The sequence below is a fragment of the Cellulomonas sp. GbtcB1 genome, from assembly GCF_019091725.1.
Taxonomy (GTDB): Bacteria; Actinomycetota; Actinomycetes; order Actinomycetales; family Cellulomonadaceae; genus Cellulomonas.
Genome location: NZ_JAGXJG010000013.1, coordinates 33,441 through 55,108 on the forward strand (window position 1 = coordinate 33,441; position 21,668 = coordinate 55,108).

Here is a 21,668-nt window from a genome sequence, read left to right on the forward strand (position 1 = left end):
CCTGCCACGCGCTCCCGACACCGGCCGACCCGCCCGCGCCGCGCGGGCGACCTACGATGGGCGCGTGACCCTCGGCACCGAGCGCGGCCCCGCGACCGCGGGCCGTCGCGTGCTCCTGGCCGCCCCCCGCGGCTACTGCGCCGGCGTGGACCGCGCGGTCGTCGCCGTCGAGCAGGCCCTCGAGCACTACGGCGCCCCGGTGTACGTCCGCAAGGAGATCGTGCACAACCTGCACGTCGTGGACACGCTCGCGGCCCGCGGCGCGGTGTTCGTCGACGAGACCGACGAGGTGCCCGAGGGCGCCCGCGTGGTGTTCTCGGCGCACGGGGTGTCGCCGGCGGTGCGCGCGGCCGCGGAGGCCCGCTCGCTCCGGACGATCGACGCGACCTGCCCGCTGGTCACCAAGGTGCACAAGGAGGCGGTGCGGTTCGCCGCGGCGGACCTCGACATCCTGCTGATCGGGCACGCCGGGCACGAGGAGGTGGAGGGCACCCAGGGCGAGGCGCCCGCGCACGTCCAGGTGGTCGACTCCCCGGACGCCGTGGCCGACGTGGTGGTTCGCGACGAGAGCCGGGTGGTGTGGATCTCGCAGACCACGCTGTCGGTGGACGAGACCATGGAGACCGTCCGGCGGCTGCGCGAGCGGTTCCCGCTGCTGCAGGACCCGCCGAGCGACGACATCTGCTACGCCACCCAGAACCGGCAGGTCGCGGTCAAGAAGCTCGCGCCGGAGTGCGACGTGGTCATCACCGTCGGCTCGGCGAACTCGTCGAACTCGGTGCGGCTGGTCGAGGTCGCGCTCGAGTACGGCGCCCGCGCGTCGTACCGGGTGGACACCGCGGACCAGGTGGACCCCGCGTGGCTCGAGGGCGCCCGGACCGTCGGCCTGACCTCCGGGGCCTCGGTGCCGGAGATCCTCGTCCGGGACGTGCTGGACCTGCTGGCGGCGCACGGTTTCGGCGACGTCGAGGAGGTGCGGACCGCGACCGAGGACCTCATGTTCTCGCTGCCGCGCGAGCTGCGTGCGGACCTGCGCGCGGCCGGCGGGGACGACCCGCGCCCGCGCCGCGGCGACCGCCCCGACCTGGCCGTCCGCCCCGTCTGACCCGGGCCCGCCGGTCCGGCCGTCAGGCCCGCGATCCGGCCGAGGCCCCCGCCCGGGCCTCAGACCGCGCCCGGGCCCGCCTCCGGCGGCCGCACGTCGCCGAGCACCGCGTCGTCGAGCGCCCCGAGCGCGTCGGCCGCCCGCCGCCCCGTCCCGGGCGCCGTGGGCGCGTCGGACCCCAGCCCCACGACCTGCTGCGTCTCCCAGGCCACCAGCTCCGGCGCGGTCACGACGGACAGCCGCCGCTCCACCGAGGGCGGCGTCTCCAGGCCGGCGTCCACCACGCGCAGGTCGGCGAACTTCCGCGCGCTCACCAGCACCCGGGACTCCAGCGACGCGACCGACTGGTTGTAGGCCGTCGCCGCCGAGTCGATCGCCCGGCCGACCTTGGACAGGTGGCCGCCGAGCGTCGCGATCCGGCCGTGCAGCTCCTTGCCGAGGTCCAGCACCGCCTGCGCGTTGCTCGCCAGCGCGTCCTGCCGCCAGGCGTAGGCCACCGTGCGCAGCAGCGCGAGCAGCGTCATCGGCGTCGCGATCACGACGTCCTTCTCGAACGCGCGCTCCACGATCGCAGGATCGACGTCGATCGCCGCGTGCAGGAACGCCTCCGCGGGCACGAACATCACGACGAACTCCGGTGCCGGGCTGAACTGGTCCCAGTACCGCTTGGCCGCGAGCTGGTCGACGTGCGCGCGCAGGTGCCGGGCGTGCGCGGCGAGCCGGCGCTCGCGCTCGGCCGGGTCGGCCGCCTCGACGGCCTCCAGGAACCCGAGGAACGGCACCTTCGCGTCGACCACCACGCGCTTGCCGCCCGCGAGGTGCACGACCATGTCCGGCCGCAGCAGGCCGTCGTCGGTGCGGACCTGGTCCTGCTCGGCGAAGTCGACGTGCGGCAGCATCCCGGCGGCCTCGACCACCCGGCGCAGCTGCACCTCGCCCCACCGCCCGCGCACCTGGGACGCGCGCAGCGACGTGACGAGCTGGGCGGTCTGCTCCCGGAGCCGGCCGGCCTCCTCGCGCATCTGCCGGACCTGCTCGCCCAGGGCGGCGTCGTGCTGCGCGCGGGTCTGCTCCGCGGTGCGCAGCTCGGCCCGCACGGCGTCCAGGGTCCGCGCCAGCGGGTCGACCATCGACCGCACCGCCTGCTCGCGCTGCGCCAGGTCGCCGGACTGCTCCTGGTGCCGCGCCGCGAGGCTCTGGTGCGCGAGCGCGAGGAACTGCTCGCTGCTCTGCGCGAGCGCGTCGGCGGCCAGGGCGCGGAACCGCTCGGCCTGCCGGTCGGCGTCGACGGTCCCGCCGCCGAGCTCGGCGGCCGTGCGCCAGCGCGCGGCCTCCACCTCGGCACGGCGCAGCCGCGCGCCGGAGCGGCCGGCGGCCAGGAGCCAGCCGAGGGCGACCCCCGCGAGGAGGGCCCCGGCGAGGGCGAGCACGAGTCCGGTGTCCATGACCTGCAGATTGCCAGGCGCCACCGACACGCCCGCCCCTATGCTGGGTCGATGGAGCCGATGTCCGCTTTGTCCATCCAGGGGCTGTGGAAGAGGTTCGGCACGAAGATCGCCGTGGCGGGCGTCGATCTCGAGGTCCCGGCCGGGTCGTTCTACGGCCTCGTGGGCCCGAACGGCGCCGGCAAGACCACCACGCTGTCGATGGCGACCGGCCTGCTCCGCCCGGACTTCGGCCGCGTGCTCGTGCGCGGGCAGGACCTCTGGGCGGACCCGCCGGCGGTCAAGGCCGGGCTCGGCGTGCTGCCCGACGGCGTGCGGCTGTTCGACCGGCTGACCGGCGCACAGCTCGTGACCTACGCGGGCCTGCTGCGCGGCCTGGACCGGGACACCGTCCGCGACCGCACCGCGGACCTGCTGCGCACGTTCGACCTCACCGCGGACGCGGACACCCTGGTCGTCGACTACTCGGCCGGCATGACCAAGAAGATCGGCCTGGCCTGCGCGCTCGTGCACGCCCCGCGGGTCCTGGTCCTCGACGAGCCGTTCGAGGCGGTCGACCCGGTGTCCGCCGCCAACATCCGGGACATCCTCGCGGCCTACGCCGCGGGCGGCGGCACCGTCGTCGTCTCGTCGCACGTGATGGACCTGGTGCAGCGCATGTGCGACCACGTCGCCGTCATCGCCGGGGGCCACGTGCTCGCGCAGGGCACCGTCGACGAGGTCCGCGGGGACGCGTCGCTGGAGGACCGGTTCGTCGAGCTGGTCGGCGGCCGCCGCACGGAGGGGGCGCTCGCGTGGTTGCGCACCTCGTCCGACTGAAGCTGACGCTGCTGCGCAACGGCCTGCGGCGCAGCGTGTGGAAGGTCGTCGCGCTCCTGCTGTCGGTCCTCTACGCGCTGTTCCTGCTCGGGCTCGCGGTGGTGGGCCTGGTGGCGCTCGGTGCGCACGACGACGCCGAGCTCACCCGCACGGTCGTCGTGCTCGGCGGCGCGCTGCTCGTCGCCGGGTGGTGGCTGCTGCCGCTGGTCGCGTTCGGCGTGGACAGCACCCTGGACCCCGAGCGGTTCCAGCTGTTCGCGATCCGCCGGCGGCACCTGCTGACGGGCCTGACGCTCGCCGGCCTGGTCGGCGTCCCCGGCGCCGCGACCCTGGTGCTCGGCGGCGCGTCCGCGCTGGCCTGGTGGCGGGACCCGGGCGCAGTGGTCGCGGGTGTCGTCGGCGGAGCGCTCGGCGTGGCCGTCTGCGTGGTCGGCTCCCGCGCGATCACCACGATGCTCGCCCCGCTCGTCGGCGGCCGGCGGTTCCGCGAGGTGGCGGCGGTGCTGGCGATCGTCCCGCTCATGCTGATCGGCCCGATCCTGCTCGGCGCGACGGCCGGGCTGTCCGCGGTCGCGGACGCGCTGCCCACGGTCGGCGTCGTCGTCGGCTGGACCCCGCTCGGGGCGCCCTGGGCGCTCGCCGCCGACGTGCAGGCGGGCGCCTGGCTCGCGGCGCTGGGCAAGGTCGTCGTCGCGGGTGCGACCCTCGCCGTGCTCGTCGGCGTCTGGGACCGCGCGCTGTCGGCTGCCCTGGTGCGGTCGCCCGGTGGCGCGGGCCACGTCGCGCGCAGCGAGGGCCTCGGGTTCTTCGCCCGGTTCCCCGCGACCCCGACCGGCGCGGTCGCCGCCCGGAGCCTCACGTACTGGCTGCGCGACCCGCGGTACGCGGCCGCCGTCGCCGTGGTGCCGGTCATGGTCCTGCTGCTGTGGTTCATGGGGCGGGGCGGCGGGATCGTGCTCGGCGCGGGCGTGGTCGTGGCGTTCGTCATGGGCTGGTCGCTGTCCGCGGACATCTCCTACGACGACACCGCGTTCTGGACGCACGTCGCCGCACCCGTGGACGGCCGGGTGGACCGGGGCGGCCGCGCGATCGCGGGCATGGTCGTCGGCGGCGTGGTGGTGCTGGCGACCGACGTGCTCGTGCTCGGCGTGTCCGGGCGGTGGGACGCCACGGCCCCGGTGCTCGGCATGTCGCTGGGCGTGCTGGCCGTCGCCGTCGGGGCGTCGTCGATCTACTCGGCCCGGGTCGTCTACCCGGTGCCGAAGCCCGGCGACAACCCGTTCTCGACGCCGCAGGGCTCCTCGCTGGCGGTCATGCTCACCCAGTCGCTGGGGATGCTGCTGCTGCTCGCCGTGTGCCTGCCGACCGTCGGGCTCGGCATCGCCGCGGTCGTCACGGGCCACGCGCTGCTCCAGGTGCTGACCCTGGTCGTCGGCCTCGGCTCGGGCGCGGCGGCGCTGGTCGTGGGCGTGCGGGTCGGCGGCGGCCTGTACGACCGGCGGGCCCCGGAGCTGCTGCAGACCATCCGCTCGTTCGCCTGAGGACCCGCCCGGGGCGCCCGCCCCCTAGGATGGTCGCCCGTGGCACTCACCATCGGCATCGTCGGCCTGCCCAACGTCGGCAAGAGCACCCTGTTCAACGCGCTCACCCGCGCGCAGGTCCTCGCGGCGAACTACCCGTTCGCCACGATCGAGCCCAACGTCGGCGTCGTGCCGCTGCCCGACCCGCGGCTGGAGAAGCTCGCGGAGATCTTCGGCAGCGAGAAGATCCTCCCGGCCACGGTGTCGTTCGTCGACATCGCCGGCATCGTCAAGGGCGCGAGCGAGGGCGAGGGGCTCGGCAACAAGTTCCTCGCCAACATCCGCGAGGCCGAGGCCATCTGCCAGGTGACCCGCGCGTTCGCCGACCCCGACGTCGTGCACGTCGACGGCCGCGTGTCGCCCAAGGACGACATCGAGACGATCAACACCGAGCTGGTCCTCGCCGACCTGCAGACGCTCGAGAAGGTCGTCCCGCGTCTGGAGAAGGAGGTCCGCATCAAGAAGGCGGACCCCGCCGAGCTCGCCGCCGCGCAGGCCGCCCAGGCCGTGCTGGAGTCCGGGCAGACGCTGTTCCAGGGCGCGAAGGCCGCCGGGCTCGACCTGGCCGACCTCGCCTCGCTGCAGCTCATGACGGCCAAGCCGTTCATCTACGTGTTCAACACGGACGACGCCGGCCTGGCCGACACCGCGATGCAGGACGAGCTCCGTGCCTTCGTCGCGCCCGCCGACGCGATCTTCCTCGACGCGAAGTTCGAGTCCGACCTGGTCGAGCTCGAGCCGGACGAGGCCAAGGAGATGCTGGCGGACAACGGCCAGGACGAGGCCGGCCTCGACCAGCTCGCCCGCGTCGGGTTCCACACCCTCGGCCTGCAGACCTACCTCACGGCCGGCCCGAAGGAGTCGAGGGCCTGGACGATCCACCAGGGGTGGACCGCGCCGCAGGCCGCCGGGGTCATCCACACGGACTTCCAGAAGGGCTTCATCAAGGCCGAGGTCATCTCGTTCGACGACCTGGTCGAGGCCGGTTCGGTCGCCGCCGCCCGGTCCGCGGGCAAGGCGCGCATCGAGGGCAAGGACTACGTGATGGCCGACGGCGACGTGGTGGAGTTCCGGTTTAACGTCTAGCGTTATTGACGCGTCGCGTCATAGGCTGCCGTAGGTGATCCGGTCGTTCGCGAGCAAGGACACCGAGCGCCTGTGGCGACGCCAGCGAGTTCCGTCGCTGGACCCGCGGATCGAGCGAGCAGCACTGCGCAAGCTCCGGCAGATCGGTGCTGCGGAGTCGGTCGAGGATCTGAGGGTGCCGCCGGGGAACCGGCTGGAGCGGCTGCGGGGCGACCGGGCGGGTCAGTACAGCATCAGGATCAACGACCAGTGGCGGATCTGCTTCACGTGGACCGACGCTGGCCCCGAGGAGGTCGAGATCGTTGACTACCACTGAGGTGAACGACAAGATCGCTCCGATCCACCCGGGAGAGGTGCTCCAGGAGGACTTCCTCGACGGGTTCGGGATCACGCAGCACAAGCTGGCCGTGTCGATCGGTGTCCCCCCGCGTCGGATCAACGAGATCGTGCACGGCAAGCGGAGCGTCTCGGCAGACACGGCTCTCCGGCTGGCGAAGTTCTTCGGGACGTCGGCGCAGTTCTGGCTCAACCTTCAGGCTCGGTACGACCTGGACCTCGCCGAGGACCGGGTCGCGGACCAGATCGCCGTGATCGCGCCGATCCAGGTGGCATGACGTCGAGCGAGCGAACGGCGGAGGACCTGCTCGCCGCGCTGCGCTGCGACCCCGAGATCCCCGCGCCGGACCTGGTCGCGGTCGACGCCGCCGACCGGCTGGTCCTCGACGAGGCCGCGCCCCTGCTCGAACGCGCCGAGCCGGGCACCGTCGTGGTGATCGGTGACCGGTACGGCGCGGTGACGCTCGGCGCGGTCGACCGGTTCGGCCTGACCGGCGTCCGCGCGCACACCGACCGGCTCACCGGCGAGCTCGCGCTGGCGGAGAACGCGGCTCGGGTGGGCGGTGCCGACGCGTTCCGGTCGCTCGCGGACCTCGGCCCGGAGCTGGTGTCCGGCGCCCGGGTGGTGCTGCTCCTGCTGCCGCGGTCGCTCGACGCGCTGGACGAGATCGCCGCCCTGGTCGCGCGGCACGCGGACCCGTCGGTGGCCGTGGTCGCCGGTGGCCGCGAGAAGCACATGTCCCGAGCCATGAACGACGTCCTCGCGCGGCACTTCGCGGAGGTGCGCGCCAGCCGCGGGCGGCAGAAGGCCCGCGTCCTGCACGCCGCCGGACCCCGCGCGGTCGACGGGGGAGACCCCGCCTGGCCCGCCACCGCGCGCCACGACGACCTCGGCCTGACCGTCCGCGCGCACGGCGCCGCGTTCGCCGGCGCCCGCGTGGACATCGGCACCCGGTTCCTCGTCGAACACCTGGCGGACGCCGTGCCGGACGCCCGCGCCGCGGTGGACCTGGGCTGCGGCACCGGGGTGCTGGCGTCCGCGCTGGCCGCCGCGCGCCCGGCCGTCGAGGTGGTCGCGACCGACGAGTCCGCGGCCGCGGCCGCGTCGGCCCGGGCGACCGTCGAGGCGAACGGGCTGACGGACCGCGTGCGCGTGCAGCGCGCCCGGGGCACGGCCGGGATCCCCGACGCGAGCGCCGACCTCGTCCTGCTCAACCCGCCGTTCCACGTCGGTGCGGCCGTGCACGACGGAGTCGCCCGCGGGCTGTTCGCCGAGGCGGCGCGGGTGCTCCGCCCGGGCGGCGAGCTGTGGTGCGTGTGGAACTCCGGGCTCGGCTACCGGCCCGCGCTGCAGGCGGCGGTCGGCCCGACCCGGCAGGTGGCGCGGAACCCGAAGTTCACGATCACCGCGTCCCGCCGCGCCTGACCGGGTGCGTCACAGCAGCGTCGTCAGCACCCCGCCGTCGGCCCGCACCGCGGCGCCGTTCGTCGCCGACGACAGCGGGCTCGCCAGGTAGACCGCCAGGCGCGCGATCTCCTCGGGCTCGAGGAATCGCTGCAGCAGCGACGTCGTCCGGGCGGCGGCGAGCGCGTCCTTGAGGTCGGCGGCGGGGACCCCCTGGGCCTGCGCGATCTGCTCGACCGTGCGTGCGACCCCGTCGGAGTAGGTCGGCCCGCCGAGGATCGTGTTGACCGTGACCCCGGTGCCGCGAGTGGTCTTGGCGAGGCCGTTGGCCAGCGCCAGCGCCCCGGCCTTCGTCACGCCGTAGGGCACCATGTCGGCCGGGACGTCCACCCCCGACTCGCTGCTGACGAACAGCACCCGGCCCCGGCCGCGGGCGAGCATCGGCGGGAGCAGCCGGCGGGTGAGGCGCACGCCGCTCATCAGGTTGACGTCGAGGTAGCGCTGCCAGTCGGCGTCGGTGGCCCGGTCGAACGGCGCGACGTCGAACACGCCCGCGTTGTTCACGAGCACGTCGACGTCGCCGAGCCGGTCGAGCAGCCGCTCCACCTGGTCGGCGTCCGCGAGGTCGGCGGCGATCCCGGACACCGCGGCTCCCGGGACGGCAGTGCTCAGCCGGGCGACCGCGTCGTGCACCCGACCCTCCTCCCGCCCGTTGACGACGACCTCGGCCCCCTCGCGCAGCAGCGCCTCGGCGATCGCGTGGCCGATGCCCTGCGTCGACCCGCTGACGAACGCCCGGGTCCCGGTCAGCTGCAGATCCATGGTGGTCCTCCCCGTGCCGCCGCGCGGTGCGGCGATCACTTGCTCAGGCAAGTCACCGTAGGCGGCGGTGACTTTCTTGAGCAAGTCAGGTCGCGCTAGACTGCCCCGTATGACGGACGCCGCGCAGCCTCCCGCCGAGCTCGAGGGTGACGACCTCACGACCTGGTCGTCGCTGGCCACCGTCCTCGAGTGGCTCCCGCCCGCGCTCGACGCGCAGCTCCAGCGGGACGCCGGGATCACGCACTTCGAGTACGGGGTGCTCTACGCGCTGAGCCGGGCGGACGGCGGGACGCTGCGGATGAGCGTGCTCGCGGACTACGCGAACAGCACCCTGTCCCGGCTGTCCCGGGCGGCGGCCCGGCTGGAGGGGCGCGGGTGGCTGCGCCGGGAGCCGGATCCCGCGGACGGGCGCTACACGCTCGCGGTGCTGACGGACGCCGGGCGGGCGGCGGTCGCGACGGCGACGCCCGGGCACGTCGCGACGGTCCACCGGCTGGTGCTCGACCGGCTGACGGCGGCGCAGGCGCGGCAGCTGCGGGAGATCAGCCGGCGGATCGCGCGGGCGGTGCGCGAGGAGGGCGGCTGGCGGCCGCCCGCCCCGGGGGAGCGGTGACCGGCTCGCGGAGCTGTTCCGGTGGCCTCACCCCTCCCCGGCCGCCCGCCGCACGAGCTCCCGGATCGCCGCCTCCTCGGCGTCCCCGACCCGGGTCAGCGCGTACGCGGTCGGCCACATCCCGCCGTCGTCGAGCCGCGCGTCGTCGTTGAACCCGAGCGTCGCGTACCGGGCCTTGAACTTCGACGCGGGCTGGAAGAACAGCACGGCCTTGGTCGCGCCGTAGGCCGGCATGCCGTACCAGGTGCGCGGCGTGAGCCCGGGGGCGACCTCCCGGACGATCGCGTGGATCCGCTCGGCCATCGCCCGGTCGTCGTCGGGGAGCTCGGCGATCTTCGCGAGCAGCTCGGCCTCCGGGTCGCCGCCGGCCTTGCCGCGCTTGCGGGCGGTGCGGACCTCGGCGGCGCGCTCCTGCATCGCGGCGCGCTCCTCGGCGGTGAAGTTCGCGGTGGACTCGCGGGTCTCGGCCATGCTCGGTGCCTCCTGCTCGGCGGGGGTGCGGTGCGTGAGCCCACCGTAGGAGCAGGGGTCGGCGCGGTGCTTCTCCGATCCTGACGGGTCCCCGCGGGGGCTCAGTCGGACTCGACGAGGTCCAGGTCGTCGACGATCGCCTGCACGTCCTCCAGGTGCTCCGGGCAGTAGATCCCCACGATCAGCAGCTCGGCCTGCACGGCCCGGCTCTCCGCGATCGTCGGCCGGTAGCCCGGACCGGTCGCGCCGTTGGAGAGGCCGGCGAAGATCGCGGCCTGGCCGAGCGCGGACGCCGGGTCGCTGCACGCGACCCCGCCGTCGGTGCCGAGGACGGCCGCGACGCGGTCGGCGGACGGCAGGTGCTCGGCACCCGCGGCGGCCATGGCGTCGACCAGGTCCTGGGCCTTGTCCTGCGCCTCGGCCTCCTGCCGGGCGGAGCGGAACGACAGCAGGGCGATGAGCACCAGCACCGCGAGGACCGCGATGCTCACCCCGTACACCCAGCCGCGCTCGCGGCGGGTCGAGGTCTCGACGGGTACGGTCATGACGCGCTCACCTCCGGCTGCTGCGCCTCCGCGAGCCGCCACGAGGGCTTGCGGAGCCGGTAGAACAGGAACGGCACGAGCAGGCCGAGCCCGAGGGCGCCGCCGCCGACGACCAGGACGTAGACCCACGGGCTGCCGGTGCCGAGCTGCGACGGCGGGACGAAGCCGACGAGCAGCGCCGCCGCCGAGGCGACGAACCCGACGCCGCACAGCGTGCGGATGATCGGGGCCTTGTACCCCCGCGGGTGGTCCGCGTGCAGCCGCCGCAGCCGCACCGCGGCCACGAACATGAGCAGGTACATGATCAGGTAGACCTGCGTGGTGATCACCGAGAACACCCAGTACGCGCTCGACACCGAGGGGATCAGCGCGTAGCCGAGGGCGATGACGGTGGTGACGGCGCCCTGCGTGACCAGGATGTTCTGCTGCACGCCGTTCTTGTTCAGCCGCTGCAGGAACGGCGGGAGGTAGCCCTCCTGCCGGGAGATCAGCAGCAGGCCCTTCGACGGCCCGGCGAGCCAGGTGAGCATCCCGCCGACGGACGCGGCGACGAGCATGATGCCGATGATCGGCGTGAGCCACTGCCAGCCGAACTGCGCGAACACCGCGTCGAACGCCTGCATGATCCCGGCGGTGAGGGACAGCTCCTCCGCGGGGACGAACCAGGAGATGGCCAGCGCGGGCAGGATGAAGATGAGCAGCACCATCCCCATCGCGAGGAACATCGATCGCGGGAACTCGCGAGCTGGGTTCCGCAGCGAGGACACGTGCACCGCGTTCATCTCCATGCCCGAGTAGGACAGGAAGTTGTTCACGATCAGCACGAGGCTCGACAGCCCGGCCCAGGCGGGCAGCAGGTGCTCGGCGTCCATCGGAGCGGCCGACGGGTTGCCCTGCCCGAGGAACACGACGCCGAGGGTCACGAGCAGCACCCCGGGGATCAGCGTGCCGATGATGAGGCCGCCGGAGGCGAGCCCGGCGATCGCCTTCGTCCCGCGGGACGACACCCACACGCCGCTCCAGTAGACGACCACGATGACCGCGGCGGTCCACACGCCGCTCGTCGCGAGGTCGGGGTTGATGACGTACGCCAGCGTGCTCGCGACGAACCCGAGGAGCGTCGGGTAGTAGAAGATCGTCATCGCGAACTGGCACCAGACGGCGAGGAAGCCGGCGGGCTTTGAGATCCCCTCGGAGACCCAGTTGTAGACGCCGCCCTTCCACCCGGACGCGAGCTCGGCGGACACCAGCGAGGTCGGCAGCAGGAACACGATGGCCGGCACGACGTAGAGGAACACGGCCGCGAGCCCGTAGATCGCCATCGTCGGCGCCGCGCGCAAGCTGGCCACCGAGCTGGTGGTCATCATCGCGAGCGCGACCCAGGAGATCCACTGGGCCGCCGGCACCGGGGTGCGGGCCGGCACCGCGTCGGCGGGTGGCGGCTCGGGGGCGTCGCCCGCGCGCCCGTCGCCGGCCGGGGTGCCGTTCGTGCGCGGTGCGCCGTCGACGGCGACGCCGGCGTCCGGGGCCGTCGCCGCCCGGTGCCGCGGCGCGGGCTCGCCGGTCGTGGGTGCGGTCTCCGCGGACATGGTGCCCCCCTCTCCGCGCCGTCTCCGGCGACGGATCTCACGCTAGGGAGGCGCCGGAGCGGCCGTCCTCACCCGGCCGGGGTTACCTCCGCGGACGCGTCACCGCACGCCGTAGACCTGCGCGCGGTGCGCCGCGAACCGCCGCCGCCCGACCGTGCGCCACAGCAGCCGGGCGGGCGCGGGCAGGTTGGTGCGCAGCCAGCCGGCCCGCTCGGGCTCCGGCACGGCGTCGAGGATCCAGCCGAGCTGGAGGAGCATCCGGCTGCGCGGGACCGAGGCCATGCCGTGCTCGTGCAGGTGGTCCCACTCCCGCTGGCTGAGCACGCTCGACGCCGTCGGGAGGATGCGGTCCTCCTCCTGGCCGAGGTGCAGCACGAGCAGCGCCTGCAGCTCCTCCAGCACGCGGGCCACCTCGTCGCGCGCGCCGGCGGCCGCCCCCGCCTCCCAGGCGGGCAGCGCGGCGTCCAGGTCGCGCAGCAGCCCGGCGACGTCCGCGTGCTGCGCGCGCATCAGGCCGACGTGCAGCGCGCAGGCGGGGGAGCGCTGCTCGAGGCGGTCCCACAGCAGGAGGTCCTCGCCCTCGTGGTGGTGGTGCAGCCCCGTCGCCACCTCGCGGACGTGCGCGGCGACGACGCGCATCCGGGCGACGTCGCCGTCCGGGACGCCGCGGACGAGGCCGGGCGCGTCGCCGAACGCCCGGCGGAACAGCGCGTGGATGTGCAGCAGGTCGGAGGTGTCGCACCCGGGACGGTCGGTGGTCGCGGTCATCGTCGGCTCGCTCTCGCTCGGTGGCTGGTCCGGGGAGGTGGCGCCCGGCGCCGGTGACGCCGCCCCTGCGGGCGTCACCGGCTATCGCCGAACGATGGTGACGACTATCCTCAGGGCCATGTCCGCCGTCAAGGGGTCCGACCCGCTCGACGCCTGGGTCGTGCGCGGGACCGCGCCCGGCGTCGCGCCCGCCGCGACGGAGGGGCTGCGCGCGCTGCTCAACACCGACGACCGGTTCCACGGCGTCGACCGGCTCCGCGGGACCGGGCCTCGGGCGTTGGTCGAGGCCCGCGACGTCCTGCGCGGCTACCTCGGCGGGGGCGACGCGACGGCGCTGGGCGCGCTCGCGGCGCGGTACCCGCTCGTGGTGGCGCCCGGCGACCCGGCGTCCGGCGGCGGGCTCGCCCTCGCGCCTGCGCCCGGCGCGGACCCGGACGCGGAGCTGGTCGGGGGGGTGCTCGCCGCGCTGCACCGGTCGGTCGCGACGGGGGAGTGGGCCCGGCTCAAGGCCTGCGCGAACCCGGACTGCCAGTGGGTCTACCACGACGCGTCCCGCAACCGGTCGGGCCGCTGGTGCTCGATGGACGAGTGCGGTGACGTGATGAAGGCGCGCGCCTACCGCCGCCGCGCGCGGGGCTGACCCGGCGCCCGGCACCCGCGCTGCGACCCCGCTGCGACCCGGTCGCCGTACGCTCACGGCGCCGGTCGGTCGACCGTCGGCCGACCCGCGCTGGAGGCGACGATGCTGTCCGACCACCCCGCGATGCCCTGCCTCGCCGTGCGGGACCTGGGCCGTGCGCGCCAGTTCTACGAGCAGACCCTGGGCTTCCGGAAGCTGGAGCTGCCGGGGTTCAGCGACGCCGACGAGATGACCGGCGTCGTCTACGGCACGAAGTCCGGCGGGATGCTCGTCTACCCGTCGTCCTACGCCGGCACCAACCAGGCGACGGCCGTCACGTTCCAGGTCGCCGACGAGGCCTTCGAGCAGGAGGTCGCGGCGCTGCGTTCCGGCGGGATCGAGTTCCAGACGTTCGAGCTGCCGTCCGGCTCCTGGTCCGACGGCGTGCTGACCGACGGGCCGATGCGGTCCGTGTGGTTCGCCGACCCGGACGGGAACATCCTCAACGTCGAGGCGGTGCGCGTCGCCGCCGCGGTCTGAGGTCCCGCGGCCGCCGGGCCGCACCCACGGGGCCGCCCCGCCCGCCCGGGCCGGGCGGCCCCGTCGCGCCCGGCCGGCGTCGAGGTGCCGGAACCGGCGCGGCGTGCGATCCTCGTCACACCGCGCGCGGGGACGACGAGGTCGTCGCGCGGGGGACCGGCGGTCGGCAGGCCGCCCCCATAGCACAGGGCCGTGGTTCCGCGCTGAGCCGGAGGCCCCTGACGAGGGCGCCCGTCGAGGACGGGCGCTCCGACACGCATGTTTCCGCGAGGTTACCGGCGTGTTCCGTCTTGAATGCTGGACACTACTGCTCAGTATCGATCCGGTAACGATCGCCCGCTGCGGGGGGATGTGTCCGATTTGTCCTGACTGGGGTCACTAGCGTTGCCCCATCCACGGCGGGACCGCACGTCTGCCGCGCTCGGGACGACCTCGCCAGGTCGGCCCACGCGGCGCGAGGACGGGCGGGCGCCACCTTCACAGGAGGAACATTGAAGATCAGGCGAATCAGCGCCGCGGCGGCTGCGGTGGCGGCGGGGGCCCTCGTGCTCACGGCGTGCTCGAGCCCCGCTCCGCAGAGCGAGATCGACGAGACGACGTCGGTCAACGTCAGCTGGAACCAGCCGATGTTCTCGACGAACAACCTCACGTCGAACGGCAACGCGACCGCGAACGCGAACGTCATCTACCTGATGACCTCGTTCTTCAACTACTACGACGGCGACCTGAACCTCGCGAAGAACGAGGACTTCGGGACGTACGAGGTCGAGTCCGAGGACCCGCTGGTCGTCAAGTACACGATCAACGACGGCGTCACGTGGTCCGACGGCGAGCCCGTCGACGCGGCCGACATGATCCTCTGGTGGGGCGCGCAGAACGACATGTTCGACACCGCCTCCGGTGACGACGTGGAGTCCGGCGACGACGGCTCGGTCACCGCGCCCGAGGGCTCGGTCTACTTCGACTCGTCCTCCCCGGCGATGAACCTGATCACCGAGTTCCCGGAGATCAGCGACGACAACAAGTCGGTCACCTTCCACTACACCGAGCCGCGCTCGGACTGGGAGGTCTCGATGAGCCAGCCGTCCCCGATCGCGGCGCACGCCGTGGCGGAGATCGCGCTCGGCATCGACGACCCGACCGAGGCGAAGAACGCCCTGATCGACGCTTTCAAGAACAACGACGCGGCGGCCCTGGCCCCGATCTCGGAGACCTGGAACAACGGGTTCAACTTCACGTCGCTGCCGGACGACGAGCGTCTCTACCTGTCGTACGGCGCGTACATCATCTCGGACTACGTCGAGAACCAGTACGTCACGCTGACGAAGAACCCCGACTACACCTGGGGCCCGGAGCCCAAGGTGGACTCGATCACGATCCGCTACACCGAGGACCCGCTGGCCGCGGTCACCGCGCTCCAGAACGGTGAGGTCGACCTGATCGCCCCGCAGTCCTCCGTGGACGTGCTGGCCACCCTCGAGGGCATCGACGGCGTCTCCTACTCGACCGAGCAGGAGGGCACGTACGAGCACGTCGACCTGACGTTCAACAACGGCGGCCCGTTCGACCCGGCGGCCTACGGCGGCGACGCCGACAAGGCGCTCAAGGTCCGCCAGGCGTTCCTCAAGACGATCCCGCGCCAGGAGATCATCGAGAAGCTCATCCAGCCGCTGCAGGAGGACGCCACCACGCGTGACTCCTTCACCGTGGTCCCGGGCTCCCCGAACTACGACGAGGTCGTCGCGAACAACGACTCCTCGCTCTGGACGGACGTCGACATCGAGGGCGCCAAGGCCCTGCTCGCCGAGGCCGGCGTGACCACCCCGGTGGACGTGCGCTTCCTCTACGGCAAGTCCAACGTGCGCCGTGCGAACGAGTACCAGCTCATCGCGCAGTCCGCGTCGCAGGCCGGCTTCAACGTCATCGACAACGGTGACGACAACTGGTCCTCGCTGCTCGGTGGCGGCACCTACGACGCCTCGCTCTTCGGCTGGCAGTCGACCAACACGTTCGCCCTGAACTCCGAGGCGAACTACATCACCGACGGCGTCAACAACTTCGGTGGCTACTCGAACCCGGCCATCGACGAGCTGTACGGCCAGATGTCCACGAACACGGACGCGGACGTCGAGACCCAGCTGACGATCGACATCGAGAAGCAGCTGAACGCGGACGCCTTCGGCGTCAACATCTTCCAGTTCCCCGGTGTGGTCGCGCACCGTGACGTCCTCCAGGGCGTCTCGACCATCGCGCTCTCGCCGACCATCTTCTGGAACTACTGGGACTGGGAGATCAGCGCGTCCGACTCCCTCGACGCGCCGAGCGCGACCGAGACCGAGTGACGCTGCCGACGCAGCACTGACGCTCCGCGAGGAGCGACGCCGGCACGGGGGTACCGCGGCCACCGCGGTACCCCCGTTGCCGTGCCCCTAGTACCACAGCCGTAGCGGCACTCACGGCCGACCCCGGCCCGAGGCGCAGCACCCCTACCGGGAGTGCCTACACTTGCGCTTTGCGAGTATCCCCCTTCCCGTGAGGCAAGGACCCCATGGCCACCTCTGTGACGACCCGTGCCTCCGGCGCGCGCTCCGCGCCCGACGCACCGGTCACGGCCCGCCGTTCCTGGTTCAGGAACGCGGCGCCCACCCTGACGTTCCTCGGGCGACGCCTCGTGTCGTCCGCGATCGTGCTGCTCGGAGCGACGTTCATCGTGTACATGCTCCTCGCGTACTCCCTCGACCCCCTCGAGGAGCTGCGGACCAGCACCGCCCCCAACAAGGAGGCGCTGATCGCGGCACGGATCCAGGCGCTGGACCTGAACACCCCGCCGGTGATCCGGTACTTCAAGTGGCTGGGCTCGCTGCTCACCGGTGACCTCGGCTCCAGCTGGGTCACGGGGCAGCCGGTGTCCGCGCTGCTGAGCTCCGCGATCCCGAGCACCGTCCAGCTCGTCGCCGCGTCGACGTTCCTCGCGATCGGCCTCGGCGTCCTCGTCGGCATCGTGTCGGCCCTGCGCCAGTACACGCGCTTCGACTACAGCGTGACGTTCATGTCGTTCGTCCTGTACTCGCTGCCGTCCTTCTGGGTCGCCGTGCTCCTCAAGCTCTGGGGCGCCATCGGTTTCAACGACTTCCTGGCGAACCCGCACGTCCCGCCGCTGTGGATCGCCCTGCTGTCCGTGATCTCCGGCGTGCTGTGGTCGTCGATCATCGGCGGCACGACGCGCACCCGCTGGGTGTCGTTCGGCGCCGCGGTCGTCGCGACGGCCGCCGCGCTGCTGTTCATCTCGAACACGGGATGGCTGCTGAACCCGAGCCTCGGCCTGGTGGGCGTCCTCGCCCTCGGCGTGGGCATCGCGTTCGGCATCGTGGCGCTGACCGCCGGCCTGCAGAACCGCCGCGCGCTGTACGCGTCCCTCACCACCGCCGCGATCGGCGCCGCGCTCTACTACCCGCTGCAGTACGCGTTCGTGAACGCGAGCTGGGGCCTGATGGCGCTGCTCGCCGTCGCCGCCCTCGCGGTGGGCCTCGTGGTCGGCTACCTGTTCGGCGGCTACGACCGCGTCGTCTCGATGCGTGCCGCCGCGGTCACCGCGATCGGCGTCGGCGTGCTGCTGTTCGTCGACCGCGTCATGGCGGTCTGGTACCCGTACTCGAACGCCTCGCAGATCAACGGCCGGCCGATCGCGACCATCGGGTCGCAGACGCCGGGCCTGTCCGGCGACTTCTGGGTGGAGTCGCTCGACAAGTTCACGCACCTGATCCTGCCGACGATCGCCCTGATCCTCATCTCGTTCGCGAGCTACACCCGGTACTCCCGGGCGAGCCTGCTCGAGGTCATGAACCAGGACTACATCCGCACCGCGCGGGCCAAGGGCCTGTCCGAGCGGGTCGTCACCACGCGGCACGCCTTCCGCAACGCGCTCATCCCGCTGGCCACCGTCGTGCCGCTCGACATCGCGGCCCTGTTCGGCGGCGCGATCATCACCGAGCGCATCTTCTCGTGGAGCGGCATGGGCGCGCTGTTCATCAAGTCCCTCGGCGCCAAGGACGCGGACCCGATCATGGGGTACTTCCTCGTGACCGGCACGCTCCTCGTCCTCGCCAACATCGTCGTCGACTTCGTGTACGCGGCGCTCGACCCCCGGATCCGGGTGAACTCATGAGCATCACTCCTCCCCTCGAGCCGAACGAGGGCATCACCGACCCGAAGGCCGCGGTCGAGAACACCGAGAACGCGATCGAGCTCAAGGAGGTCGAGGGCCTCTCGCAGGGCCGCATCGTCCTGCGGCGGTTCCTCCGGCACCGCGGCGCGATGATCTCCGCGATCGTCCTGCTCGGCGTCGTCATCCTGGTGACCACGTCCATCGGCTGGGGCCCGATCCCCGGCTGGTGGAAGTACGGCTACCGCGAGACCAGCGACATCGTGAACGCCGGCGGCGCCCCGACGATGGGCTTCGAGAACGGCTCGTTCCAGTTCGGCGACCACCCGTTCGGCCAGGACAACATCGGCCACGACGGCTTCGCCCTGGTCATGCGCGGTACGCAGCAGTCGCTGACGGTCATGGTCGTCATCGGCCTGCTGTCGACCACGATCGGCGTGCTGGTCGGCGCCGCGGCCGGGTTCTTCCGCGGCCGCCTGGACGACCTGCTCATGCGGTTCACCGACATGATCATCACCATCCCGGTCATCATGATCGGCGCCATCCTCGGCGTGCTGGTCGGCGGCGCGAACCCCTGGTCGCTGGCCATCGCCCTGTCGCTGGTGTCGTGGACGAACATGGCGCGACTCGTGCGCGGCCAGTTCCTCACCCTGCGCGAGCGGGAGTTCGTGGACGCGGCCCGCGTGGCCGGCGCCTCGAACGGCCGGATCATGTTCAAGCACATCCTGCCGAACGCCGTCGGCGTGATCATCGTCAACGCGACGCTGCTCATGGCCTCGGCGATCCTGCTGGAGACCGCGCTGTCCTACCTGGGCTTCGGCATCAACAGCCCCGAGGTCTCCCTGGGCCAGCTGATCAACGAGTACCAGACCGCGTTCGCCACGCGGCCCTGGCTGTTCTGGTGGCCCGGCCTGTTCATCGTGACGATCGCGCTGTGCGTGAACTTCATCGGTGACGGCCTGCGGGACGCCTTCGACCCGCGGCAGCGGCGCATCCCGACCAAGCGGGCCCTGGCCCGTGCGGACGCGCGCAAGGCCAAGTCCCAGGCGCGGGCCGCGGCGCGGGCCTGACGTGTCAGAGCGCCACGGTCAGCACGCTGGCCGCGATCAGCACGGCGATCGCGGCCAGCGTGCCGGCGTGCCAGCGGACCCGCGGGGTCGCGCGCTCGAGGCGGGGGTCGTCCAGGACGCCCGCGTCGCGCAGCTCCTCCCAGCGGGCCCGCACGATGATGGCCGCCTGGCCGGAGGCGCTCGACGCGAGGTCGCCGGGGCGCACGGTGCCGCCGGGGCCGTAGGTCGAGCCGGGGAGGTTCGCCACGTCGTCCTTGCCGGCGGTGGCCACCCGGGCCCGGCTCGGCGCCGGCGCCGCCCACGCGGCGTAGTCGCCGTAGGCGGTGTGCAGCGTGAGCGCGTAGCGGGTGTCGACCCGCTGGATCGTCGGCCAGGGCAGCTCGATCGTCCGGGTGACGTTCCGGAGCTCGACGCCCGCGGGGCTGACCAGCACGGCCGGGCGCCAGTAGGCCGCCCAGACCCAGAGCACCACCAGCACCACCGGTGCCACGTAGGGCCACGTGGCCCCCGCGTCGCCCACCAGCCCGGTCACGAGGCCACCGAGGCCCAGGACCGCCACGACCACCGCAAGAACCCGGCCGAAGGCCGGCCTGTACTCCACCACGTCCGCCGAGACCATGCGGCCATCGTCCCAGACCAGCGGACGACCGCCCCTCTCGACGTCGCGCGGCCCGCCCACATCGGGTCGTCCCACGGAAGGATCTCGTGAACCGTGTCCACTGACTTCGCCACCGCCCCCGGCGGCCCGGGCACCCCGGTCCCCGGCGCCAAGGCGCCGATCCTGGAGGTCCGCGACCTCACGGTCGAGTTCTTCGTCGACGGCGAGTGGTTCCCGGCCGCCCAGGACGTCAGCTACGACGTCCGCCCGGGCGAGGTCCTCGCGATCGTCGGCGAGTCCGGCTCCGGCAAGACCCAGTCGTCGATGTCGCTGATCGGCCTGCTGCCCCCGAACGGGCGCTCGTCCGGCTCGGCGAAGCTCGCGGGCCGCGAGCTGCTCGGGCTGAACCACAAGCAGCTCAGCCGGGTGCGCGGCAACGAGGTCGCCGTCATCTTCCAGGAGCCGATGACGGCGCTGAACCCGGTGTACACCGTCGGGTTCCAGATCATCGAGACCCTGCGCGTGCACTTCGACATGACGCCGAAGCAGGCGCGCGAGCGCGCGATCGAGCTGCTGCGCCTGGTCGACCTGCCGAACCCGGAGGAGTCGGTCGACAAGTACCCGCACCAGCTCTCCGGCGGCCAGCGCCAGCGCGCGATGATCGCCCAGGCGCTCGCCTGCGAGCCGAAGCTGCTCATCGCGGACGAGCCGACCACGGCCCTCGACGTCACCGTCCAGGCCGAGATCCTCAAGCTCATGCGCGACCTGCGGCACCGCGTCGACGCCGGCATCATCCTCATCACCCACGACATGGGCGTGGTCGCGGACCTGTCCGACCGCGTCATGGTGATGAAGAACGGCCGCGTCGTGGAGTCGGGCTCGGCGGACGAGGTGTTCAACCGCCCGCAGCACGAGTACACCCGCCAGCTGCTCGACGCCGTCCCGCACCTCGGCTCCGAGACCTACGCCGCCCAGGGCCTGCACGGCGAGCACCCGGTCGCCGAGGCCGAGGGCACCGTGCAGGTCACCGAGCGCGCGGGCGTCGACCCGTTCGGCACCGCCGCGCCGGCCGCCGCCCCGGGCTTCGCGCTCGAGGCCAAGGGCCTCGTCATCGAGTACCCGGGCCGCGGTCGCGTCCCCGCGTTCCGCGCCATCAACGGCATCGACCTGACCATCGGCAAGGGCGAGGTCGTCGGCCTGGTCGGCGAGTCCGGCTCCGGCAAGACCACCGTCGGCCGCGCCGCGGTCGGCCTGCTCCCGGTGGCCGGCGGCTCGCTCTCGGTCAACGGCGTCGAGCTGGCCGGCATCAAGCCGAAGGACCTGCGCGCCGTCCGCCAGGACGTCTCGATCGTGTTCCAGGACCCGGGCTCCTCGCTGAACCCGCGCCTGCCGATCGGCGAGTCCATCGGCGAGCCGCTCAAGCTGCACAAGATCGCCTCGGGCGCCGACCTGGACCGCCGGGTCGAGTCCCTGCTGGACCGGGTGCACCTGCCCCGCGCCATGCGGAACCGCTACCCGCACGAGCTGTCCGGCGGCCAGCGCCAGCGCGTCGGCATCGCCCGCGCCCTGGCCCTGTCGCCCAAGCTGCTCATCGCCGACGAGCCGACCTCCGCGCTCGACGTGTCGGTGCAGGCGCGCGTGCTGGAGCTGTTCCAGGAGCTGCAGCGCGAGTACGGGTTCGCCTGCCTGTTCATCAGCCACGACCTCGCGGTCGTCGAGATCCTGTCCAACCGGATCGCCGTGATGAGCAAGGGCGACCTCGTCGAGGTCGGTCCGCGCGAGCAGATCCTCCGCTCGCCGCAGCAGGACTACACCCGGCGCCTGCTCGCCGCGGTGCCCGTGCCGAACCCGGCCGAGCAGAAGCTGCGCCGCGAGGAGCGGGACCGGCTGCTGGCCGCGGCCGCCCCGGCCGGCACCACCGCCGCGGAGGCCGCGGTGGCCGACGGCGAGCGCGTCCAGGCGTTCGAGGACGAGCAGATCACCAACGCGGGCCGCTACGACGGCAACATCCGCCCCCGCGGCGGCTCGGGCGTCTGAGCCCCCGCAGCACCACCACGCGCGCCCCGGCACGACCCCTCCTCGTGCCGGGGCGCGC

General features: G+C 73.1%; 21 protein-coding genes. 14 read left to right on the forward strand and 7 right to left on the reverse strand.

What is annotated here, in order from left to right:
* The first annotated feature begins 64 nt into the window (after positions 1-64).
* A complete protein-coding gene (locus KVT14_RS06930; protein WP_217614982.1) occupies positions 65-1,105 on the forward strand; it encodes a 4-hydroxy-3-methylbut-2-enyl diphosphate reductase in 1,041 nt (346 codons plus the stop codon).
* A 59-nt stretch (positions 1,106-1,164) separates the two neighbouring features.
* On the opposite strand, the gene KVT14_RS06935 is transcribed toward KVT14_RS06930, so the two are convergent.
* On the reverse strand, positions 1,165-2,550 hold the full coding sequence (locus KVT14_RS06935) for a DNA recombination protein RmuC (protein ID WP_217614983.1): 1,386 nt from the start codon (positions 2,548-2,550) through the stop codon (positions 1,165-1,167).
* A gap of 51 nt (positions 2,551-2,601) precedes the next feature.
* Between KVT14_RS06935 and KVT14_RS06940 the strand changes: the two genes are divergently transcribed.
* Genes KVT14_RS06940 through KVT14_RS06965 form a run of 6 tightly spaced genes read left to right on the forward strand, consistent with a single transcriptional unit; the run spans position 2,602 to position 7,797 of the window.
* A complete protein-coding gene (locus KVT14_RS06940; protein ID WP_217614984.1) occupies positions 2,602-3,369 on the forward strand; it encodes an ABC transporter ATP-binding protein in 768 nt (255 codons plus the stop codon).
* Positions 3,345-4,910, forward strand: a complete 1,566-nt coding sequence (locus tag KVT14_RS06945; RefSeq protein WP_217614985.1) for a hypothetical protein — start codon at positions 3,345-3,347, stop codon at positions 4,908-4,910. Before KVT14_RS06940 ends, KVT14_RS06945 begins: the two co-directional genes overlap by 25 nt.
* A gap of 39 nt (positions 4,911-4,949) precedes the next feature.
* A complete protein-coding gene (gene ychF / locus KVT14_RS06950) occupies positions 4,950-6,035 on the forward strand; it encodes a redox-regulated ATPase YchF (RefSeq protein WP_147795830.1) in 1,086 nt (361 codons plus the stop codon).
* Between the two features lie 34 nt (positions 6,036-6,069).
* Positions 6,070-6,351: a type II toxin-antitoxin system RelE/ParE family toxin gene (locus KVT14_RS06955; protein ID WP_217614986.1), complete on the forward strand. Its 282-nt coding sequence runs from the start codon at positions 6,070-6,072 to the stop codon at positions 6,349-6,351.
* The gene (locus KVT14_RS06960) at positions 6,338-6,649 is read left to right on the forward strand and encodes a HigA family addiction module antitoxin (protein ID WP_217614987.1); all 312 of its coding nucleotides are present in this window, start codon (positions 6,338-6,340) and stop codon (positions 6,647-6,649) included. The genes KVT14_RS06955 and KVT14_RS06960 overlap by 14 nt, the downstream gene beginning before the upstream one ends.
* Entirely contained in the window at positions 6,646-7,797 is a 1,152-nt protein-coding gene (locus KVT14_RS06965; RefSeq protein ID WP_217614988.1) for a class I SAM-dependent methyltransferase, read from the forward strand. The genes KVT14_RS06960 and KVT14_RS06965 overlap by 4 nt, the downstream gene beginning before the upstream one ends.
* A 9-nt stretch (positions 7,798-7,806) precedes the next feature.
* On the opposite strand, the gene KVT14_RS06970 is transcribed toward KVT14_RS06965, so the two are convergent.
* Complete coding sequence (locus KVT14_RS06970) at positions 7,807-8,598, reverse strand: SDR family NAD(P)-dependent oxidoreductase (protein ID WP_217614989.1); 792 nt, start codon at positions 8,596-8,598, stop codon at positions 7,807-7,809.
* A 109-nt stretch (positions 8,599-8,707) separates the two neighbouring features.
* On the opposite strand from KVT14_RS06970, the gene KVT14_RS06975 reads away from it, so the two are divergent.
* Positions 8,708-9,211: a MarR family winged helix-turn-helix transcriptional regulator gene (locus tag KVT14_RS06975; protein WP_217614990.1), complete on the forward strand. Its 504-nt coding sequence runs from the start codon at positions 8,708-8,710 to the stop codon at positions 9,209-9,211.
* A gap of 27 nt (positions 9,212-9,238) precedes the next feature.
* Here KVT14_RS06975 and KVT14_RS06980 read toward each other — a convergent pair whose 3' ends face one another.
* The 4 genes from KVT14_RS06980 to KVT14_RS06995 all read right to left on the reverse strand — a co-directional run bounded on the left by KVT14_RS06980 (position 9,239) and on the right by KVT14_RS06995 (position 12,584).
* Positions 9,239-9,682 carry an iron chaperone gene (locus tag KVT14_RS06980; protein ID WP_217614991.1) on the reverse strand — a complete coding sequence of 148 codons (444 nt, stop codon included), beginning with the start codon at positions 9,680-9,682 and terminating at the stop codon, positions 9,239-9,241.
* Positions 9,683-9,783: 101 nt separating this feature from the next.
* Positions 9,784-10,227, reverse strand: coding sequence for a hypothetical protein (locus KVT14_RS06985; protein WP_217614992.1), 444 nt, complete (start codon positions 10,225-10,227; stop codon positions 9,784-9,786).
* Positions 10,224-11,816 (reverse strand): APC family permease, encoded by a 1,593-nt coding sequence (locus KVT14_RS06990; protein ID WP_254630519.1) that lies wholly within the window; start codon positions 11,814-11,816, stop codon positions 10,224-10,226. The genes KVT14_RS06985 and KVT14_RS06990 overlap by 4 nt, the downstream gene beginning before the upstream one ends.
* 99 nt (positions 11,817-11,915) lie before the next feature.
* Entirely contained in the window at positions 11,916-12,584 is a 669-nt protein-coding gene (locus KVT14_RS06995; RefSeq protein ID WP_217614993.1) for a hemerythrin domain-containing protein, read from the reverse strand.
* Positions 12,585-12,702: 118 nt separating this feature from the next.
* Here KVT14_RS06995 and KVT14_RS07000 point away from each other — a divergent pair, with 118 nt between their 5' ends.
* The 5 genes from KVT14_RS07000 to KVT14_RS07020 all read left to right on the forward strand — a co-directional run bounded on the left by KVT14_RS07000 (position 12,703) and on the right by KVT14_RS07020 (position 18,975).
* Positions 12,703-13,224 carry a CGNR zinc finger domain-containing protein gene (locus KVT14_RS07000; RefSeq protein ID WP_217614994.1) on the forward strand — a complete coding sequence of 174 codons (522 nt, stop codon included), beginning with the start codon at positions 12,703-12,705 and terminating at the stop codon, positions 13,222-13,224.
* Between the two features lie 102 nt (positions 13,225-13,326).
* Entirely contained in the window at positions 13,327-13,743 is a 417-nt protein-coding gene (locus tag KVT14_RS07005) for a VOC family protein (protein WP_217614995.1), read from the forward strand.
* A 491-nt stretch (positions 13,744-14,234) separates the two neighbouring features.
* Positions 14,235-16,085, forward strand: a complete 1,851-nt coding sequence (locus KVT14_RS07010) for an ABC transporter family substrate-binding protein (protein WP_217614996.1) — start codon at positions 14,235-14,237, stop codon at positions 16,083-16,085.
* 206 nt (positions 16,086-16,291) lie between these two features.
* Positions 16,292-17,908: an ABC transporter permease gene (locus KVT14_RS07015; protein WP_217614997.1), complete on the forward strand. Its 1,617-nt coding sequence runs from the start codon at positions 16,292-16,294 to the stop codon at positions 17,906-17,908.
* On the forward strand, positions 17,905-18,975 hold the full coding sequence (locus KVT14_RS07020; RefSeq protein WP_217614998.1) for an ABC transporter permease: 1,071 nt from the start codon (positions 17,905-17,907) through the stop codon (positions 18,973-18,975). Before KVT14_RS07015 ends, KVT14_RS07020 begins: the two co-directional genes overlap by 4 nt.
* A 4-nt stretch (positions 18,976-18,979) precedes the next feature.
* Here the strand turns inward: KVT14_RS07020 and KVT14_RS07025 are convergent, their stop codons facing one another.
* A complete protein-coding gene (locus tag KVT14_RS07025) occupies positions 18,980-19,594 on the reverse strand; it encodes a PH domain-containing protein (RefSeq protein WP_217614999.1) in 615 nt (204 codons plus the stop codon).
* A gap of 93 nt (positions 19,595-19,687) precedes the next feature.
* Between KVT14_RS07025 and KVT14_RS07030 the strand changes: the two genes are divergently transcribed.
* Entirely contained in the window at positions 19,688-21,610 is a 1,923-nt protein-coding gene (locus tag KVT14_RS07030; RefSeq protein ID WP_217615000.1) for an ABC transporter ATP-binding protein, read from the forward strand.
* Positions 21,611-21,668 lie beyond the last annotated feature (58 nt).

What these genes read in the sequence shown, in the direction of transcription:
- KVT14_RS06985 (WP_217614992.1), bottom strand. Translation starts at nt 10,227, where the DNA reads ATGACCGTACCCGTCGAGACCTCGACCCGCCGCGAGCGCGGCTGGGTG.
- KVT14_RS06980 (WP_217614991.1), bottom strand. Translation starts at nt 9,682, where the DNA reads ATGGCCGAGACCCGCGAGTCCACCGCGAACTTCACCGCCGAGGAGCGC.
- KVT14_RS06965 (WP_217614988.1), top strand. Translation starts at nt 6,646, where the DNA reads ATGACGTCGAGCGAGCGAACGGCGGAGGACCTGCTCGCCGCGCTGCGC.
- KVT14_RS07020 (WP_217614998.1), top strand. Translation starts at nt 17,905, where the DNA reads ATGAGCATCACTCCTCCCCTCGAGCCGAACGAGGGCATCACCGACCCG.
- KVT14_RS06970 (WP_217614989.1), bottom strand. Translation starts at nt 8,598, where the DNA reads ATGGATCTGCAGCTGACCGGGACCCGGGCGTTCGTCAGCGGGTCGACG.
- KVT14_RS07005 (WP_217614995.1), top strand. Translation starts at nt 13,327, where the DNA reads ATGCTGTCCGACCACCCCGCGATGCCCTGCCTCGCCGTGCGGGACCTG.
- KVT14_RS06935 (WP_217614983.1), bottom strand. Translation starts at nt 2,550, where the DNA reads ATGGACACCGGACTCGTGCTCGCCCTCGCCGGGGCCCTCCTCGCGGGG.
- KVT14_RS07025 (WP_217614999.1), bottom strand. Translation starts at nt 19,594, where the DNA reads ATGGTCTCGGCGGACGTGGTGGAGTACAGGCCGGCCTTCGGCCGGGTT.
- KVT14_RS06990 (WP_254630519.1), bottom strand. Translation starts at nt 11,816, where the DNA reads ATGTCCGCGGAGACCGCACCCACGACCGGCGAGCCCGCGCCGCGGCAC.
- KVT14_RS07000 (WP_217614994.1), top strand. Translation starts at nt 12,703, where the DNA reads ATGTCCGCCGTCAAGGGGTCCGACCCGCTCGACGCCTGGGTCGTGCGC.
- KVT14_RS07015 (WP_217614997.1), top strand. Translation starts at nt 16,292, where the DNA reads ATGGCCACCTCTGTGACGACCCGTGCCTCCGGCGCGCGCTCCGCGCCC.
- KVT14_RS06940 (WP_217614984.1), top strand. Translation starts at nt 2,602, where the DNA reads ATGGAGCCGATGTCCGCTTTGTCCATCCAGGGGCTGTGGAAGAGGTTC.
- KVT14_RS06995 (WP_217614993.1), bottom strand. Translation starts at nt 12,584, where the DNA reads ATGACCGCGACCACCGACCGTCCCGGGTGCGACACCTCCGACCTGCTG.
- KVT14_RS06975 (WP_217614990.1), top strand. Translation starts at nt 8,708, where the DNA reads ATGACGGACGCCGCGCAGCCTCCCGCCGAGCTCGAGGGTGACGACCTC.